We start from the raw sequence: 15,324 nt of genomic DNA on the forward strand, positions 1-15,324 counted from the left end.
TAATTAAAAATATTTTAATTAAGGTTGTAAATGGTTATTTTAGATGGCAAAGCATTAGCAAAAACACAGGAAGAAGAGATTGTAAAGGAGGTTGAAGAACTACGCAAAGAATCCATTATCCCTACACTAGCTGTTATTTTAGTAGGCGATGATTCAGCAAGCGCATCCTATGTAAGTATGAAAGCAAAAGCATCGCATCGTGTGGGAATTAATTCTGTTGTGCAGACTTATCACAAAAGTATTACTCAAGAGGAACTATTAAATGCAATTAGAGATCTTAATAATGATGATAGAATTGATGGTATTTTAGTGCAGTTACCTCTGCCATCTCATATTAATACCCAAGATGTTTTAGAAGCTATTGATCCTAGTAAAGATGTTGATGGATTTCATCCTTATAATATGGGAAGAATGCATGCTGGAATTAAAACACTATTTCCGGCTACTCCAATGGGAGTGATGCAACTATTACATCATTATAAGATTAGTGTCCTTGGTAAGAATGTGGCAATTGTGGGGGCAAGTAATATTGTAGGCAAACCTCTTGCAGCATTAATGTTAAAAGAGGGTGCTACCGTTAGCATCTGCCATATCCATACGCAAGATATTTCTGTTTTTACAAAGATGGCAGATATTGTTTGCGTGGGAGTTGGAAAGCCTAATCTAATTACAAGAGATATGGTGAAAGAGGGAGTTATTATTGTAGATATTGGGATTAGTAGATTGGAAAATGGCAAGTTAGTGGGAGATGTGAGTGAGGATGTAGCATCAAAGAGTAGCTTTTTTACCCCTGTTCCTGGCGGTGTAGGTCCAATGACGATATCAGCATTATTACAAAATACTATAACAGCATCAAAAATCAGAAAGAGGTTGCAATGAATTTTCTTAAAGCTTTACGCCATTTTTCATCAACTTGGACAGGGACTATCATCATCGTTTTATTTTTTATTTTCTTTATAGCACAGGCATTTGTGATTCCATCAAGATCTATGGTAGGAACTTTATATGAAGGAGATATGCTACTGGTTAAAAAATTTTCTTATGGGATACCTACACCTAGAATTCCTTGGGTGGATTTACCTGTAGTTCCAGATTTTTTTAATAATGGTCATTTGATAGAAGGGAAACATCCAAAACGTGGAGATATTGTAGTTTTCATTCCGCCTCATCAGCAAAAAGTTTATTTTGTAAAGAGAAATTTTGCAGTAGGTGGAGATGAGGTTTTATTCACTTCAAAAGGGTTGTATTTACACTGCTTTGAGGGAAATGAGTATATGAAAGAGCATTATAAGGGCATGGAGATGCTAGAGTTTGCAGGCAAAATTTTTGTTCTAAACCCCTATATGCAAGATCATAAGGGAATTTCATATGCAAGAGAAAACTCCACCTTTTATTTAATGAGAAATTTAGCAAGAAATCTAGAAAAACCTATTTTTGGTTTTGATGGAGAAAATCCAAGTGTTGGGCATATCTCTATGCAACCCATTGATTTAAATGGTGGAGAAGCATTTTATAAAAAGATTCCCCAGAATGAGTTTTTTATGATTGGAGATAATAGGGATAATAGTGATGATTCAAGGTTTTGGGGAACAGTGCCTTATAAAAATATTATTGGGACTCCTTGGTTTATTTATTTGAGTTTAAATTTGGCAAATAGTGAAGAGGTGGGGGCCCAAGATAATGTAAAGATGCGCTATACAATTCGCTGGGATAGGATGTTTAAGAGTATAAAGACTTTGGAAAAAGGAGACATTTAAGCAGTGTTTTCTTTAGAAAATCAGGCTTTAAAAATTATTTGCTTGATTAGTGCATTTTTAATTGCAGTTATTGGACATGAGATTATGCATGGTCTTGTTGCTTATTATTATGGCGATGACACTGCAAAATCAGAGGGAAGGTTGAGTTTAAATCCCATTAAACATATTGATTTAATGGGATCAATTATTTTACCCTTAATGCTTTTTATTGCACAAGCGCCGTTTCTTTTTGGATGGGCAAAGCCTGTTCCTATTAATATGCATAAAATTATTTCACGATATGGCTATATGCCAGCAATTTATGTGAGTTTAGCAGGTATTGCTTATAATTTTTTGCTTGCATTGTTTGCAAGTTTTATTTTAAATCAATGGATAGGTGATTCTTTTGATAGTAATTTATCTAAGTTCTTTTATCTTCTTTTTTACTATCTTGTAGTTTATAACATTGTATTAGGTATCTTTAATCTTTGGCCTATTCCACCTTTAGATGGATCACAGGCTTTGAGGTTTTTTGCTTTAAAATTTGGTTTTAGTAGGATGGCTGATTTTCTATCTAGAATGCAGAATTTTGGCATTTTAATAATTTTATTTATCCTGGCTACACCTTTATCTAAAATATTTTTTTATCCTACTAATTTTTTGATAGAATTTTTCTTATCGTTAGGAGTGTAAATGAAGTATTTTTTGGCTACAGATCATGCTGGAGTTGAACTTGCTGGCTTTATAAAAGATTTTTTAATAAAAAGAGAAATAAAAGTAGAGTGTTTTTTGCCCCAAGAATCAGAGAGAGTGGATTATCCAGATTATGCACACAAACTATGCGAGGCCATCTTAAAAAATCAAGATAGTAGAGGTATTCTTGTTTGTGGTACAGGGATTGGAATGTGTATTAGTGCAAATAGATTTAAGGGCATAAGGGCTGCTTTGTGTACAGATTCTTATATGGCAAAAATGACACGCTTACATAATGATGCAAATGTTCTTTGTTTGGGGGCTAGGCTTAGTGGTATTGGTGAAGTGGAGTCTATTTTAGAAGCATTTTTAGATACAGAATTTGAGGGTGGTAGGCATCTTCAAAGGATTCAAAAGATTGAGCTAGAGGGAAATTGATGTTTGATAGCAATTTGATGAAATGGTTTTTTATTACCGTTTTTATATTATTTGTTTTATATATGTCTATTAAGACAATTTATTTTAAATCTGTGGCAGAAAAAGAGGAGAGAGCATCAGCTTCTATGAAGCTTACCCTACAAGAAGCAGAGATTTTGATTCAAAAACATCAGCTCCAATTGCAAAGAGCCCTTGGGAACATTGATTTATTAACTCAAGAGCTAAATAATTTAAAGAATGAATTAAAAACATTAAAGCAACGAAATACTCAATATCGTGTAGAAACAGATAAATATAAGAGTCGTATTAAAGATTTAGAACAAAAAATAGAGGCTTTATTATGAGTGAAAATCTGTTATATACAAAGGAATTCCAACAAGATCTTTTAGATTCTATTAGGAAGATAGAGGATTACCCAAAAAAGGGCATTTTGTTTCGAGATATTACTACCTTATTAAACAATAGGGAACTTTTTAATTCCTTGATTAAAAACTTAGCCCTAAGATATAGAGAGTATGAGTTGGATTTTATTGTAGGGATAGAATCTAGAGGTTTTATTTTTGGTGGGGCGTTGGCATTTGAGCTTGGAGCAGGTTTTGTTCCAATTAGAAAGAAGGGTAAATTGCCCTTTAAGACTTTTGAAAAAGAGTATGTCCTAGAGTATGGGGTAGATGTAGTTGAAATCCATCAAGATGCTTTTAGGGGAATGCAAAGACCAAGAGTTCTTTTAATAGATGATTTAATTGCTACAGCTGGAACAGCAAAAGCGAGTTTAGATCTAATTAAAGAAGCGGGGGGAAATTGCGTTGAGGCTTGTTTCTTGATTAGATTATTAGAGTTTGAGGGGTTGCAGGAGTTGCAAACAAAAATGTTTAGCGTATTAGAAATTTAGAGGCTTATAGATGAACAAGAGGGCTAAATGGCGGTTGTTACTTGCCTGCCTATTTATAGGTTTTGTTGGATTAGTTTTTTTATATGTAAAGCATATAGATTTTTCAATAGAAGAGCTTATCATAGGGTTTTGGGATAGATATGTTGCAGATTGGGGATATGTCATATTGTTTTTATGGAGTATTTTGGAGGGGGAGCTTGGGCTGATTTTTGCAGGTATTGCTGCTCATACAGGTCATCTAAATGTATGGATTGCAATTTTTGTAGCAGGTCTAGGTGGTTTTGTTGGAGATCAAATTTATTTCTATATTGGGAGATTGAATAAAAAATACATACAAAAAAAATTAGCTTCCCAGCGTAGAAAATTAGCACTTGCCCATTTATTGCTTCAAAGGTATGGGTGGCCAATTATTTTTATACAGCGGTATATGTATGGAATGAGGACGATCATACCTATTAGCATAGGACTTACGCGGTATAGCGCATTGAAATTTGCCATTATTAATTTTATCAGTGCATTGGTTTGGGCGGCAATTACAATTATACCTGCTTGGTTTTTAGGGGATGCAATTCTTGAAGTATTAAAGTTTTTTAAGCGATATCCTTATATTTTTGTTGTATTCGCTGCTATCTTTTTATTAGGGGTGCTATGGTATTTTAATATGAACACAAAAAAAATTGATAAAAAAATTCAAATAGAACTTATGAAGGATAAAAAATGAAAGATAAAATAAAAATAGTTTTAAGTGAATTAAAGGCCAAGCAGGCAAAGGAAGCAGAAGCGAGTGTGGTTTTTGTTGTTAATAAGGATTTGGATCATCATTTTGTTAATAAAAAGAGATTAGAAGAGTTTGGTTATAAGGGTGAGGGAAGCTTTTTTGATCAGGTAGAGAAAGTATTATATATAGGGATTGATGAGATTAGTCCAGATTGTTTGCGTGAGGCTGGATGTAGCGCAGTTTGGTATTTTAAGAATCTAAATTTTAAAAGTTTTAAAATCGGGGTATATGGAGATGAGAGTTGTTCTTATGCTTTGGTTTTGGGAATGCTCCTAGGGACTTACCAATTTGATAAGTATAAGAGCAAGAAAAAAGAGAATAAACTAGAGAAAGTTTATATTATAAATGATGGATATAAAAAAGATGCCTTTTTCCCACATCAAGAACAAATTGATAGGGCATTTGTGGTTGCTCAATCAATTTGTGATGTTAGAGATGTGGTAAATACAGCGCCTTATGAGGCTACACCAGAGTTTTTAGCTAAATGGGCAAAACAAATTGCTAAAACTAATAAAATAGATTGCAACATTCTTGATAAAAAAGATCTTAAAAAAGAGAATATGAATGCATTTTTAGCAGTAAATCGTGCTTCAGCTCATGATCCTTACTTGATTCATTTGAGCTATAAACCAAAAAAACCAAAAGCAAGAGTTGTCCTTGTGGGGAAGGGATTGACATATGATTGTGGAGGCTTAAGCTTAAAACCTGCAGATTTTATGGTAACAATGAAAGCAGATAAAGGTGGGGGATGTGCAGTCATTGGGATTATGCAGGCTATTTGTGAATTAAAATTACCTGTTGAGGTGCATGGAATTGTAGGTGCCACTGAAAATATGATTGGTGGGGATGCCTATAAACCTGATGATATTTTATACTCAAGAGAAGGAAAAACAATTGAGGTTCGCAATACTGATGCAGAAGGTAGATTAGTATTAGCAGATTGTTTGAGCTATGCACAGGATTTAAAACCAGATTATTTGATAGATTTTGCCACATTAACAGGCGCTTGTGTTGTGGGTCTTGGAGAATATACAAGTGGAATTATGGGATATAATGAAGAGCTTAAAAAGAGATTTGAAACTCAAGCCCTAAATAGTGGTGAGTTGGTTGCAAGATTGCCTTTTAATAGACATTTAGAAAAACTTATTGAATCAAAAATAGCTGATGTTTGTAATATTTCAAACTCTAGATATGGTGGTGCAATCACCGCAGGAATTTTCCTAGGGGCTTTTATCCGCGAAGAATTTAAACAAAAATGGTTGCATATTGATATTGCAGGACCAGCTTTTGTTGAGAGAGATTGGGATGTAAATGCTTATGGCGCTAGTGGAGCAGGTGTGCGTGCGGGTATAGAATTTATTAGCGATATTGCCTCAAGGGGTTAAAATGGGGTTATCAATAGGTATTGTAGGACTTCCTAATGTTGGAAAATCAAGCACCTTTAACGCACTGACAAAGGCCCAAAATGCGCAATCAGCAAATTATCCTTTTTGTACCATAGAGCCAAATCGTGCTGTTGTGGAAGTTCCTGATTCTAGATTAAATGAGGTTTCAAAAATTGTAAAACCAGAGAGGATTTTACATTCCATGGTTGAATTTGTTGATATTGCAGGTCTTGTAAGAGGTGCAAATAAAGGAGAGGGATTAGGTAATCAGTTTTTGGGCAACATTAAAGAAGTTGATGTGATCTTGCATTTGGTGCGTTGTTTTGATGATGAAAATGTTACGCATGTTGAGGGAAGTGTAGATCCCATTAGAGATATTGAAATTATTGATTTAGAGCTTTTGCTGGCAGATTTGGCTACATTGGAAAAGAGGATAGAAAAGCTTGTAAGACAAGCTAAGGCAGATAAAGAGGCTAAGAATATGCTTGATGTTGCTTTGGAATTAAAAAAGCATCTTGAGGAAGGAAGGCCAGTAAGAAGCTTTATTGAGAAAGATAGAGATGAGTTTAAAAATCTAAATAGGGAATTAAGGTTTTTAAGCAACAAGGAAATAATTTTTGGTGCGAATGTTTCAGAAGATTTCTTGGCTCAAGATAATGAATATATAAGGTCTTTAAAACAATATGCAAGTGCAAACCACTGCGAAGTAATTAAGCTTTGCGCAAAGCTTGAAGAAGATATGGTTGGAATGGAAGAAGCAGAAAAAAAAGAGTTTTTAGAGAGCTTGGGTTGCAAAGAAAGCGGGTTGGAGCAAATTATCCGTACAGGTTTTTATAAATTAGGTCTTATTAGTTATTTCACTGCTGGAGTTAAAGAAGTGAGAGCTTGGACTATTAAAAAGGGTTCTAGTGCACCAGTTGCAGCAGGTGTTATTCATAAAGACTTTGAAAGAGGTTTTATTAAAGCAGAAACGATTAGTTATGATGATTTTATCAAATACGGGGGAGAAGCAAAGGCAAAAGAGGCCGGTGCTTTGAGAGTAGAGGGTAAGGATTATGTCGTCCAAGATGGCGACATAATGCACTTTAAGTTTAATGTCTAATTACACCGAAAAACCACTATTGCACTTGATGTAATAGTGTTGTCTTGATCTGCTACAATAGGCTCTTGTTGCATACTTATCAATTGTTTTGAAGAATCTAGCGATTGTGGTGCAAAGTTTATCTCTTTAATTTTACACTCCTTTTTAAGAGTAATTTCATAGTCTTTTCTTGCTCCCTCTGCTTTTTCAAGGATTTGGTTTCTAAGTGTAAGTTGGGCATCTTGTAGCTGATTTTGAGTGATATCTGGTTCTATGATAGGTATTGAAAGGATAAGCTGACCTCCCAACATAAGATTTAAATCCGCTAAGATTTCTTTATATTCTTTGATTCTATCTTGATGAAAGGCACATTGGATATTAGAATATACTCTTTGCCCATTTGGGACTTCTTTACCATCTTTATAATCAAAAGTAGGCTGGATAGAGTAGCCAGATGGATGACAAATATCACTTTGTTTAATTCTTAGGGTAATTTTTTCAAAAATTTTTTCAATATCTTTTTTATCTTCTTGTGAGAGAACAGGTTTAGTGCTAAGTGTTGGTGAAGCACTAAATTCTAAAGATGCTTTTAGAGTTTCAGATTTTACCTTTGTGTTTGCGTAAAAATCCTGAAGAATGTTTAATTCTTTAGGGTTTTTTTGAAAAAAAGAACCAAGAAAGTAGTAAAAAAATCCACCACCACAAAATAGCAAAAGACTTATTAGGGTTATGCTAATACATTTTAGCCATTTCATTTTCATCCTTTATGATTTAATAATTTCTAATGTCTTAAGAAAGCTTAAGCACTCAAGTTGCATTCCCGTTGTCATATTTTTTAATGTAATCGTTTTACTTTGAAATTCTCTCTCTCCAATAATAATAGCAAATTCATGCCCTTTTTGATCTGCATAACTTAACTGCTTTTTAAGTTTATGGGCTTCTGGATAGACTTCAGTATTTACAAGACTACGACGGAAAGATTCTGCTAGTTTATGTGCAAAAGGCAAATAATCTTGATGTGTACATACAATAAGAATTCTTGCAGTTGTAGATTTAGAATCTATAAAACCTAAATCTTGAAGGCCCGCAAGGAGACGATCTAGTCCAATTGAAGCTCCAACGCCCCCAAGAGCTTCTTTTGAAAAAGTTCTTGTGAGATTGTCATATCTACCCCCCGAACAAACACTTCCTAGTGTCTTGAGGCGATTTAAAGTAGTTTCATATACAATGCCTGTATAATAGCCAAGTCCCCTTGCAATGGAGAAATTAACACGATAGCAGTCACTATCCATCTCCAAATCTTCTAATATTTTACACATAGATTCTATTTCTTCAATACCTTTTTTAAGCTCATCATCCCATTGTTTCATAAATGCGATTTCTTTAAAAAACTCTTCTTTGTGTTGTGTTTGCTTAATACTTGTTGTTTGTAGCAAACCTTCTGCTTTCTTATCAGTAAGTTGTAGATTCTTTTTTAATTCCTCTTTTGTTGCCTCTAGACCTATCTTTTCAATTTTATCAATAATCCGAAGTGTATCTTGAACGGCTTTTTCCTCAGTAATTCCAAAATATCTACAAATACCATTCAAGATGCTTCTATGATTAAGCCAAATAATAAAATCATTAATACCAAGACTCATTAATGATGCATGGATCACCTGAATAACCTCTGCATCACAAGCAACACTTGCGCTTCCAATAAAATCAAAATCACACTGCGTAAATTCTCTATATCTTCCTTTTTGAGCTCTCTCTCCTCTAAAGACATTGCCAATGGCATAACGCTTAAAAGGCAGTCCCACTTCATTTTTATATTGGGAAATAAATCTTGCCAAAGGAACGGTTTGATCAAATCTCAAAGCCACATCTCTTTTTCCGTGGTCTTGAAAGCGATAAAGTTCTTTTTGAATCTCATCACTCCCTTGTTTAACTAAAACATCTGCATACTCTAAGTGGGGAGTTTCAATTGGGACAAAACCAAAACTCTCAAAAACTGCCACAAGTTTTCTTAATAGAGCTTCTTTGGCTATAGCTTCATTAGGAAGTCTGTCTCTAAAACCACTTAGGGTCCTTGGTGTAACTAACATTCTCTTGCTCCGATCTTTTAAGTTTTTGGTAATTTTACCTACTTTTGTGTAAAATTATCATAAAAGACATCTTGAGTTGGGGTTTATGAGAGTTTTGATTAGAATGCCAAATTGGCTAGGAGATGGGGTAATGATATCTCCTATTTTTGAATTCTTAAAAAGTTATTATCCTCAAGCTAATTTTGTTTTAGTTGGACCTGAAGTAGTATGTGAATTATATAAAAGAGATAAAAGAGTAGAAAAAATTTTTATAGATAAAACAAAAACGAGTAAAAGTCGTTTTTTTGCAACTTATAGACTTGCTAAGATAATAGGAAAATGTGACATTGCTATCACTTTTACAAATCATTTTTACTCAGCTTTGTTGCTTTTTTTTACTCAAACTACGATTAGAATCGGATATAGGGGGCTATTGAGAAATTATCTTTTAACAAGAAGAGTTCCAAAGATAAAAACCAAACACCAAGTATTATCTTATGCACAGTTATTAGAAAAAGGATTGGATGTTAGAATAGGTAATTTAGGAGGGTTAAAACTTATTGCCCATCCAAGAAAAAAAAGTCAGATAAAGACTCTTGGTATTAGTACAGGAGCTGCTTTTGGTGCATCTAAAATCTGGTATCCCGAATATTTTGCTCAAGTAGTAATTTATTTTTTAAGACTTGGTTTTAGAGTTATTTTATTTGGAAATGGAAAGGAAGCTTTAAATAATCAAGAGATCTATAAATATGTTTGTAAAGAGGTAGGTGAAGATAGGTTAGAAAATTTATTGGATTTAAGTAATCAAACAAACATCTTAGAATTAATAGATTGGATTGCAAGTTTGGATATTTTTTTAAGTAATGATAGTGGTCCGATGCATGTTGCAGCAGCTTTAGATATACCATTGGTGGCCTTATTTGGTGCCACTCATCCGACATATTGCCTTCCTTGGAAAAATACTAAAAATATTATTATTAATAAGCATCTTGAATGCTCACCTTGTCAAAAAAAGATCTGTCCTTTAGGACATCATCTGTGTATGAAAAGTATAAAACCACAAGAGGTAATTCAAGCTATTCATCAACTTTTAAAGGAATATTATGCAAATTGATCTCGCAACATCTTCTTTATTAACAAAGTATAAAATACTAAGCAATTCTGTAACACCAAGACCCATTGCTTGGATAGTTACAGTAAATAACAATGGAGTGGTCAATATGGCTCCATTTTCTTTTTTTGCACCAATTAGTACAGATCCTGTAGCATTTTCTATATGTTTTTCCCTTAAGAGCAATGGAGATCTTAAAGATACCTTTAAAAATATTCTTGAAGAAAGAAGGGCAACGATATGCATGTGTGATATGAAAAACTTGAAATCAATGCATCTAACCTCTCAGGAAATAGATTCTCAAACAAGTGAAGCATTGGTTTTTGATATTAAATTAAAGGTAATAAATCCTCTTTATCCTCCTATACCTGAGCATACAAAAGGAGCCTTTTTGTGTGATTTTCTTGATATCTTAAAAATTGGAAAAAGCTCAAAAACGGTTTTAATGGAAGCAAAAGAGTTTTTTATCGATGATGAATTTTATAATCCAAATTTGGATTTTCGGTTTGATAATGTTGGTAGAGTAGGTAAAGAATATCAGATAACAACAAAGGCTATAAAGCCTACAGAACTTATTTAAACCATTGTATGATTTAAGTAAGTTATCATTTGCAATTTTTGCATCAAGCTTTGTATGGTTTGTTGCATTTTTGGATTAATTCCTTGTTGCTTTCTGGTGGCCTCAAAGCTATCAAAGTCAAGTTTAGGGCTTTTTTTAGCTAAAAAATCCATCGCCACTTCTTCTTGTTGGTTAATAAGAGCCTCTCTTTTTAGCTTATCGGCAAGTGCTAGAAATGAAGGGACATCTTTGAGTGCATCTTTTATATAGGGTCTAATTTGTTTAATTTTTTTGTAGTCTTGAGAGAGATCAAGATAATCTTGTGCATTTTGGTTTGATAATTTTATGTAGTTTGACTGACTCTCTAACTCTTGTAATTCTGATGCATTTTTAGTTTGAAAAATATTCTCTTGGTAGCGTTTGGAAAGAATATTTGATAGTGAATGATTTTGATTTTGTATTTGCATAAGTTCCCCTAAGTTTTACAAAATACAAAGCAAAAAATATTCCATATATAAAGGTATAAAGGCTTAAAAATAAAGATTATGAAAAAGAATACAACTATAGAAAAAGTGAAGTTAAAAAGGTAATGAAAGATAAAAATAACTCTAATATAGAGTTATTTTTTTTAATGCTGATCCTCTTCTTGGACCAAGACTGCACCTGCAAGATAAACATAAGTAAGAATCATAAAGATGAAAGCTTGTAAGATTCCCATAAAGAAAAGAACTAAAAAAGGAGCCACAGGGACAACCCAAGGAACAAGCATCAGCATCACAAGCAAGAACATATCATCACCTTTAATATTACCAAAGAGACGGAAAGTAAGGGAAATGATTCTAGAAAAGTGCGAAATAATCTCAATTGGAAGCATCAAGGGCGTAAGAAGTTTAATAGGCCCCATAAAATGTTTAAAATAATGAACAAAACCCTGAGCCTTAATTCCCTCAAAATGATAGAAGAAAAAAACAACCAAAGCTAAAACTAAGGTGAAATTCCAGCTTGCAGTAGGCGCTTCAAATCCTGGGATTATGCCCACCATATTACAAAAGAAAACAAAGATTGCAATTGTACCAGTAAGCGGAAGATATCGGAGTGCATATTGCTCACCAATTACATCCTTTGCAACCCCTAACATCCCAGATATAACTGCCTCATAAATATTTTGTAGACCACTAGGCACAATTTGCATTTTCTCCGTAGCTAATTTACCTAAAAATACTGCAAGAAGAGCACATAGTATTGTATGAAACCCAATGATAAAGGTATGATCCCCACTAATAAGACCAGCAAAAGTAAAAAATCTACTTTCTAATTCCATATTCCTTCCTTAAATTTATTCAACACCTAATTGTCTTATTCTATCAAATCTAGACCGAAAAAGAGCATAAAATTAATTAAGATTTAAGATCAAGATCTTTGACCTTAACTGTTGTTTTGCAGATATAATCATGCAAACATTCCTTAGTTTTACTAAAAAAAGGAAAAAAAAATCCTATAACAAGTGCCATGGAAATTAACCAAACAAAAAACCTCACAAGAGCTTTTAAAAATCCAATGGGCTTACCATCAAGATTTACCAACTTAATTGATGCATACCTAAAACCAGGAGTTTGCTCTTTGAGATAAAAGAGAAATGAGCTAACTAATCCATATAATAGAGAGCAAAGAAAAATAGCATAAGGATTATTCCTGAAGGCTTCAGCACTCCCTAAGATAAAATAGGTTACAAAGTACAAAATTGGGACATAAATCATAAAAATATCAATAATAAAAGCCTTAAGTCTTGGGATTAGTAAGGTTTTTTGTAAAACTTCCTTCAATTTTAATTTCCTCTACTGCCTGGCTTAATAGCTTGAGAGCCTTCTTTACATAAAGGACAATCATTAGGCTCATACATATTAAAAACAAAATCTTCTAATGCAAATAGTGGAGTGTTATCAGGTAATTTACACTCAGGTTTTTTTGTGGCATTTCCACCTACTCTTTTACAAAAACCACGATTTGCCAATCCTGCATAAGCTACAATGATAGCGCCTTTCTCTTGAACACAATGTGCAGATTCCAAAGCAGAGCCACCAGTGGTAATAATATCCTCACAAATGAGAATTTTTTCTTCTTTTTTGACTTCAAATCCCCTTCTTAAAGCCATTTTCCCATTTACGCGTTCTGTAAAGATAAATCTAACTCCAAGTGCTCTAGCAAGCTCATATCCAGCTAAAATACCTCCTAATGCAGGAGCACACACACAATCTACCTCAATTCCATATTCTTTAATTTGATATGCAAGAGCTTGGGCAAGCACTTCTGCATTCTTTGGATCTTCTAGGACTCTTGCAGATTGTAAGTAGGTGTCAGAATGATTTCCACTACTTAATAAAAAATGGCCCTTTAATAGTGCATTAGCTTTCTTATAATATTCAACAATATCAAGCTTATTCATTTTAAACCTTCATTACTTCTTCTTCTTTGTTTTTTGTCAAGTCTTCTATTTTTTTTACAAACTCATCTGTATAGCTTTGAATATTTTCTTGTGCCTTTTTGCTTTCATCTTCTGTAATGGTTTTATCTTTTTCAAGTTTTTTAATTTGATTATTGCACTCTTGTCTGATATTTCTAATGGCTATTTTTGCCTTCTCTCCCATCCCCTTTGCATCTTTTGCAATTTCTTTGCGTTGTTCCTGGGTCATAGGAGGAAAGAAAAGCTTGATTGCTTCTCCATCAGAGTTAGGATTTACCCCGATATTAGCCTCTTGTATCGCCCTTTCGATTTCTTTTAAGAGATTTTTTTCCCAAGGAGTGATAATGATTGTTGTAGCATCTTGTGCAATCACAGATCCTACTTGATTAAGAGGTGTTGGACTTGAGTAATAATCAACCTTAATATTATCTAAAATACTCACAGAAACCTTTCCACTTCTTAAGGTAGAAAAATCTCTTTTTAATGATTCAACACTCTTTTCCATATGGCTTTTTGCGTGTGTAAAAATTTCTTGTAGCATAAAATTACTCCTTATTTTGTAATAAAGGTGCAATAGGTGCACTTGGTGTTTGTAATTTATTTTCTAATGGACTTTGTGGCACAATTGTTTCTTTGTTGGTCTCAATTAAACTTTTTTTGAAATCCTTGTTGTAAAAATATCCCAAAGCAATTGTATTTGCTAAAAATAAGGCCCCTAGAGTAAAGGTAAGCTTTGACATAAAACTTGCAGGACCTTTTGCGCCAAATACAGATTCGTTGCTACTGCTATAAGCCCCTAAGCCAATACTTGAGCTTTTTTGCATTAAAACAACAATCACAACAAGAAGAGAAAGTATAATTTGAGAGACAAAAAGGATACTTATCATAAAACAACTCCAAACTATGTAGAATAAGGCGGTATTTTATCAAAAAAAACTTGATGATAAGGTTAAACTCTTTTATAATACGATCCAGGCTTTTATTTATAATAGTAGATGTTTAAGGGTATAAGGAGTAAGTTTTGATAAAAAAAGTTTTTTCAGGCATTCAACCTACGGGGCAAATTCATTTGGGGAATTATCTAGGAGCTGTTAAAAATTGGGTAGATTCTCAAGATAGTTATGAAAATATTTTTTGCATTGTCAATTCTCATGCTATTACAATCCATCAAGATCCAGAAATTCTAAGAAAAAAAACCTTAGAGCTTGCTACAGTACTACTTGCTTGTGGTATTGATCCTAAAAAGTCACATCTCTTCATTCAAAGCGAAGTAGATGAACACGGTGCGCTTGCTTGGATATTAGATTGTAATATATCAGTGGGAGAGATGAGCCGTATGACACAGTTTAAGGATAAATCTAAAAAAAATCCAAAGAATATTAATGTTGGATTATTTAATTATCCTGCACTAATGGCAGCAGATATTTTGCTTTATCAAACAGATTTGGTTCCTGTGGGAGAGGATCAAAAACAACATCTTGAATTAGCAAGGAATGTGGCACAAAAATTTAATCGTGATTTTGGAGAATGTTTTAAGATTCCAGAACCTCTTATTTCAAAACTAGGTGCAAGAGTAATGGGGCTAGATGATCCTACTGTAAAAATGAGTAAATCAGCAAAAGGTGCAAATCACGCAATATTTTTACTTGATAGTGCAGATGATATTAGAAGGAAAATTAAAAAAGCCACAACAGATTCTTTAGGATTAATTACTTTTGATGATGAGCGAGCTGGGGTTTATAATCTATTAAGTATTTATGAGGCCTTTAGTGGAAAGACAAGGGCAGAAATAGAAAACCACTTTCTAGGAAAAGGGTATGGTGTTTTTAAGGCAGAACTTGCAGATCTTATAATTGAAAAATTAACCCCAATTCAGCAAAAATATCAGGAATTGTCTCAGGATGAGCAATATATTCAGACAATTTTAAAGGAGGGTAGTGCTAGAGCAAAGGAAATAGCCTCAGAAACTTACCAAAAAGCCAAAAAACTCATAGGATTGATTTAAGATAAAATGGTGGAGCATAGCGGGTTCGAACCGCTGACCCCAACGCTGCCAGCGTTGTGCTCTCCCAACTGAGCTAATGCCCCAATTAATGAGGTTGTAGAGTGCTATTATAGCACAAA

General features: G+C 33.6%; 20 protein-coding genes and 1 tRNA gene. 12 read left to right on the forward strand and 9 right to left on the reverse strand.

Going from position 1 to position 15,324, the window contains the following annotated elements:
- Window positions 1-30 precede the first annotated feature (30 nt).
- The 9 genes from C6H31_RS02485 to ychF all read left to right on the forward strand — a co-directional run bounded on the left by C6H31_RS02485 (window position 31) and on the right by ychF (window position 7,024).
- Window positions 31-879 carry a bifunctional 5,10-methylenetetrahydrofolate dehydrogenase/5,10-methenyltetrahydrofolate cyclohydrolase gene (locus C6H31_RS02485; protein ID WP_104697220.1) on the forward strand — a complete coding sequence of 283 codons (849 nt, stop codon included), beginning with the start codon at window positions 31-33 and terminating at the stop codon, window positions 877-879.
- Window positions 876-1,757 carry a signal peptidase I gene (lepB, locus tag C6H31_RS02490; protein ID WP_104697221.1) on the forward strand — a complete coding sequence of 294 codons (882 nt, stop codon included), beginning with the start codon at window positions 876-878 and terminating at the stop codon, window positions 1,755-1,757. The genes C6H31_RS02485 and lepB overlap by 4 nt, the downstream gene beginning before the upstream one ends.
- Window positions 1,758-1,841: 84 nt before the next feature.
- A complete protein-coding gene (locus tag C6H31_RS02495) occupies window positions 1,842-2,429 on the forward strand; it encodes a site-2 protease family protein (RefSeq protein WP_199768117.1) in 588 nt (195 codons plus the stop codon).
- Entirely contained in the window at window positions 2,430-2,867 is a 438-nt protein-coding gene (gene rpiB, locus C6H31_RS02500) for a ribose 5-phosphate isomerase B (RefSeq protein WP_104697223.1), read from the forward strand. It abuts the gene before it with no gap.
- Window positions 2,867-3,211 (forward strand): hypothetical protein, encoded by a 345-nt coding sequence (locus C6H31_RS02505; protein WP_442778068.1) that lies wholly within the window; start codon window positions 2,867-2,869, stop codon window positions 3,209-3,211. Before rpiB ends, C6H31_RS02505 begins: the two co-directional genes overlap by 1 nt.
- The gene (gene apt, locus C6H31_RS02510) at window positions 3,208-3,759 is read left to right on the forward strand and encodes an adenine phosphoribosyltransferase (RefSeq protein ID WP_104697224.1); all 552 of its coding nucleotides are present in this window, start codon (window positions 3,208-3,210) and stop codon (window positions 3,757-3,759) included. The genes C6H31_RS02505 and apt overlap by 4 nt, the downstream gene beginning before the upstream one ends.
- Window positions 3,760-3,865: 106 nt before the next feature.
- Complete coding sequence (locus C6H31_RS02515) at window positions 3,866-4,480, forward strand: DedA family protein (RefSeq protein WP_104697379.1); 615 nt, start codon at window positions 3,866-3,868, stop codon at window positions 4,478-4,480.
- Window positions 4,477-5,922, forward strand: a complete 1,446-nt coding sequence (locus C6H31_RS02520) for a leucyl aminopeptidase (RefSeq protein WP_104697225.1) — start codon at window positions 4,477-4,479, stop codon at window positions 5,920-5,922. Before C6H31_RS02515 ends, C6H31_RS02520 begins: the two co-directional genes overlap by 4 nt.
- A gap of 1 nt (window position 5,923) precedes the next feature.
- Window positions 5,924-7,024, forward strand: a complete 1,101-nt coding sequence (gene ychF, locus C6H31_RS02525; protein ID WP_104697226.1) for a redox-regulated ATPase YchF — start codon at window positions 5,924-5,926, stop codon at window positions 7,022-7,024.
- Here the strand turns inward: ychF and C6H31_RS02530 are convergent.
- Both C6H31_RS02530 and hisS read right to left on the reverse strand, forming a co-directional pair.
- Window positions 7,021-7,758: a hypothetical protein gene (locus tag C6H31_RS02530; RefSeq protein ID WP_104697227.1), complete on the reverse strand. Its 738-nt coding sequence runs from the start codon at window positions 7,756-7,758 to the stop codon at window positions 7,021-7,023. The two genes, ychF and C6H31_RS02530, sit on opposite strands and share 4 nt — an antisense overlap.
- 9 nt (window positions 7,759-7,767) lie before the next feature.
- Complete coding sequence (gene hisS, locus C6H31_RS02535; protein WP_104697228.1) at window positions 7,768-9,090, reverse strand: histidine--tRNA ligase; 1,323 nt, start codon at window positions 9,088-9,090, stop codon at window positions 7,768-7,770.
- A gap of 85 nt (window positions 9,091-9,175) precedes the next feature.
- Here hisS and waaF point away from each other — a divergent pair, with 85 nt between their 5' ends.
- Together waaF and C6H31_RS02545 are read left to right on the forward strand one after the other, a co-directional pair.
- Window positions 9,176-10,183, forward strand: coding sequence for a lipopolysaccharide heptosyltransferase II (waaF, locus tag C6H31_RS02540; RefSeq protein ID WP_104697229.1), 1,008 nt, complete (start codon window positions 9,176-9,178; stop codon window positions 10,181-10,183).
- Complete coding sequence (locus tag C6H31_RS02545) at window positions 10,173-10,760, forward strand: flavin reductase (protein ID WP_104697230.1); 588 nt, start codon at window positions 10,173-10,175, stop codon at window positions 10,758-10,760. Before waaF ends, C6H31_RS02545 begins: the two co-directional genes overlap by 11 nt.
- Here C6H31_RS02545 and C6H31_RS02550 read toward each other — a convergent pair.
- From C6H31_RS02550 to secG, 6 genes are all read right to left on the reverse strand, one after another.
- Complete coding sequence (locus C6H31_RS02550) at window positions 10,757-11,206, reverse strand: hypothetical protein (RefSeq protein WP_104697231.1); 450 nt, start codon at window positions 11,204-11,206, stop codon at window positions 10,757-10,759. The genes C6H31_RS02545 and C6H31_RS02550 overlap by 4 nt on opposite strands.
- Window positions 11,207-11,367: 161 nt before the next feature.
- Complete coding sequence (locus C6H31_RS02555; protein WP_104697232.1) at window positions 11,368-12,060, reverse strand: F0F1 ATP synthase subunit A; 693 nt, start codon at window positions 12,058-12,060, stop codon at window positions 11,368-11,370.
- Window positions 12,061-12,136: 76 nt separating this feature from the next.
- Complete coding sequence (locus C6H31_RS02560; RefSeq protein ID WP_233709899.1) at window positions 12,137-12,562, reverse strand: RDD family protein; 426 nt, start codon at window positions 12,560-12,562, stop codon at window positions 12,137-12,139.
- 2 nt (window positions 12,563-12,564) lie between these two features.
- A complete protein-coding gene (pyrE, locus tag C6H31_RS02565) occupies window positions 12,565-13,182 on the reverse strand; it encodes an orotate phosphoribosyltransferase (protein WP_104697233.1) in 618 nt (205 codons plus the stop codon).
- A 1-nt stretch (window position 13,183) separates the two neighbouring features.
- Window positions 13,184-13,741: a ribosome recycling factor gene (gene frr, locus C6H31_RS02570; protein ID WP_104697234.1), complete on the reverse strand. Its 558-nt coding sequence runs from the start codon at window positions 13,739-13,741 to the stop codon at window positions 13,184-13,186.
- 4 nt (window positions 13,742-13,745) lie between these two features.
- Window positions 13,746-14,087 carry a preprotein translocase subunit SecG gene (gene secG, locus C6H31_RS02575; RefSeq protein WP_104697235.1) on the reverse strand — a complete coding sequence of 114 codons (342 nt, stop codon included), beginning with the start codon at window positions 14,085-14,087 and terminating at the stop codon, window positions 13,746-13,748.
- 134 nt (window positions 14,088-14,221) lie between these two features.
- On the opposite strand from secG, the gene trpS reads away from it, so the two are divergent.
- Window positions 14,222-15,205, forward strand: a complete 984-nt coding sequence (gene trpS / locus C6H31_RS02580) for a tryptophan--tRNA ligase (protein ID WP_104697236.1) — start codon at window positions 14,222-14,224, stop codon at window positions 15,203-15,205.
- 7 nt (window positions 15,206-15,212) lie between these two features.
- Here the strand turns inward: trpS and C6H31_RS02585 are convergent.
- Window positions 15,213-15,288, reverse strand: a tRNA-Ala gene (locus tag C6H31_RS02585).
- Window positions 15,289-15,324 lie beyond the last annotated feature (36 nt).

It is taken from the genome of Helicobacter sp. 'house sparrow 1' (genome assembly GCF_900199585.1).
In the GTDB taxonomy this organism is placed as follows: domain Bacteria; phylum Campylobacterota; class Campylobacteria; order Campylobacterales; family Helicobacteraceae; genus Helicobacter_H.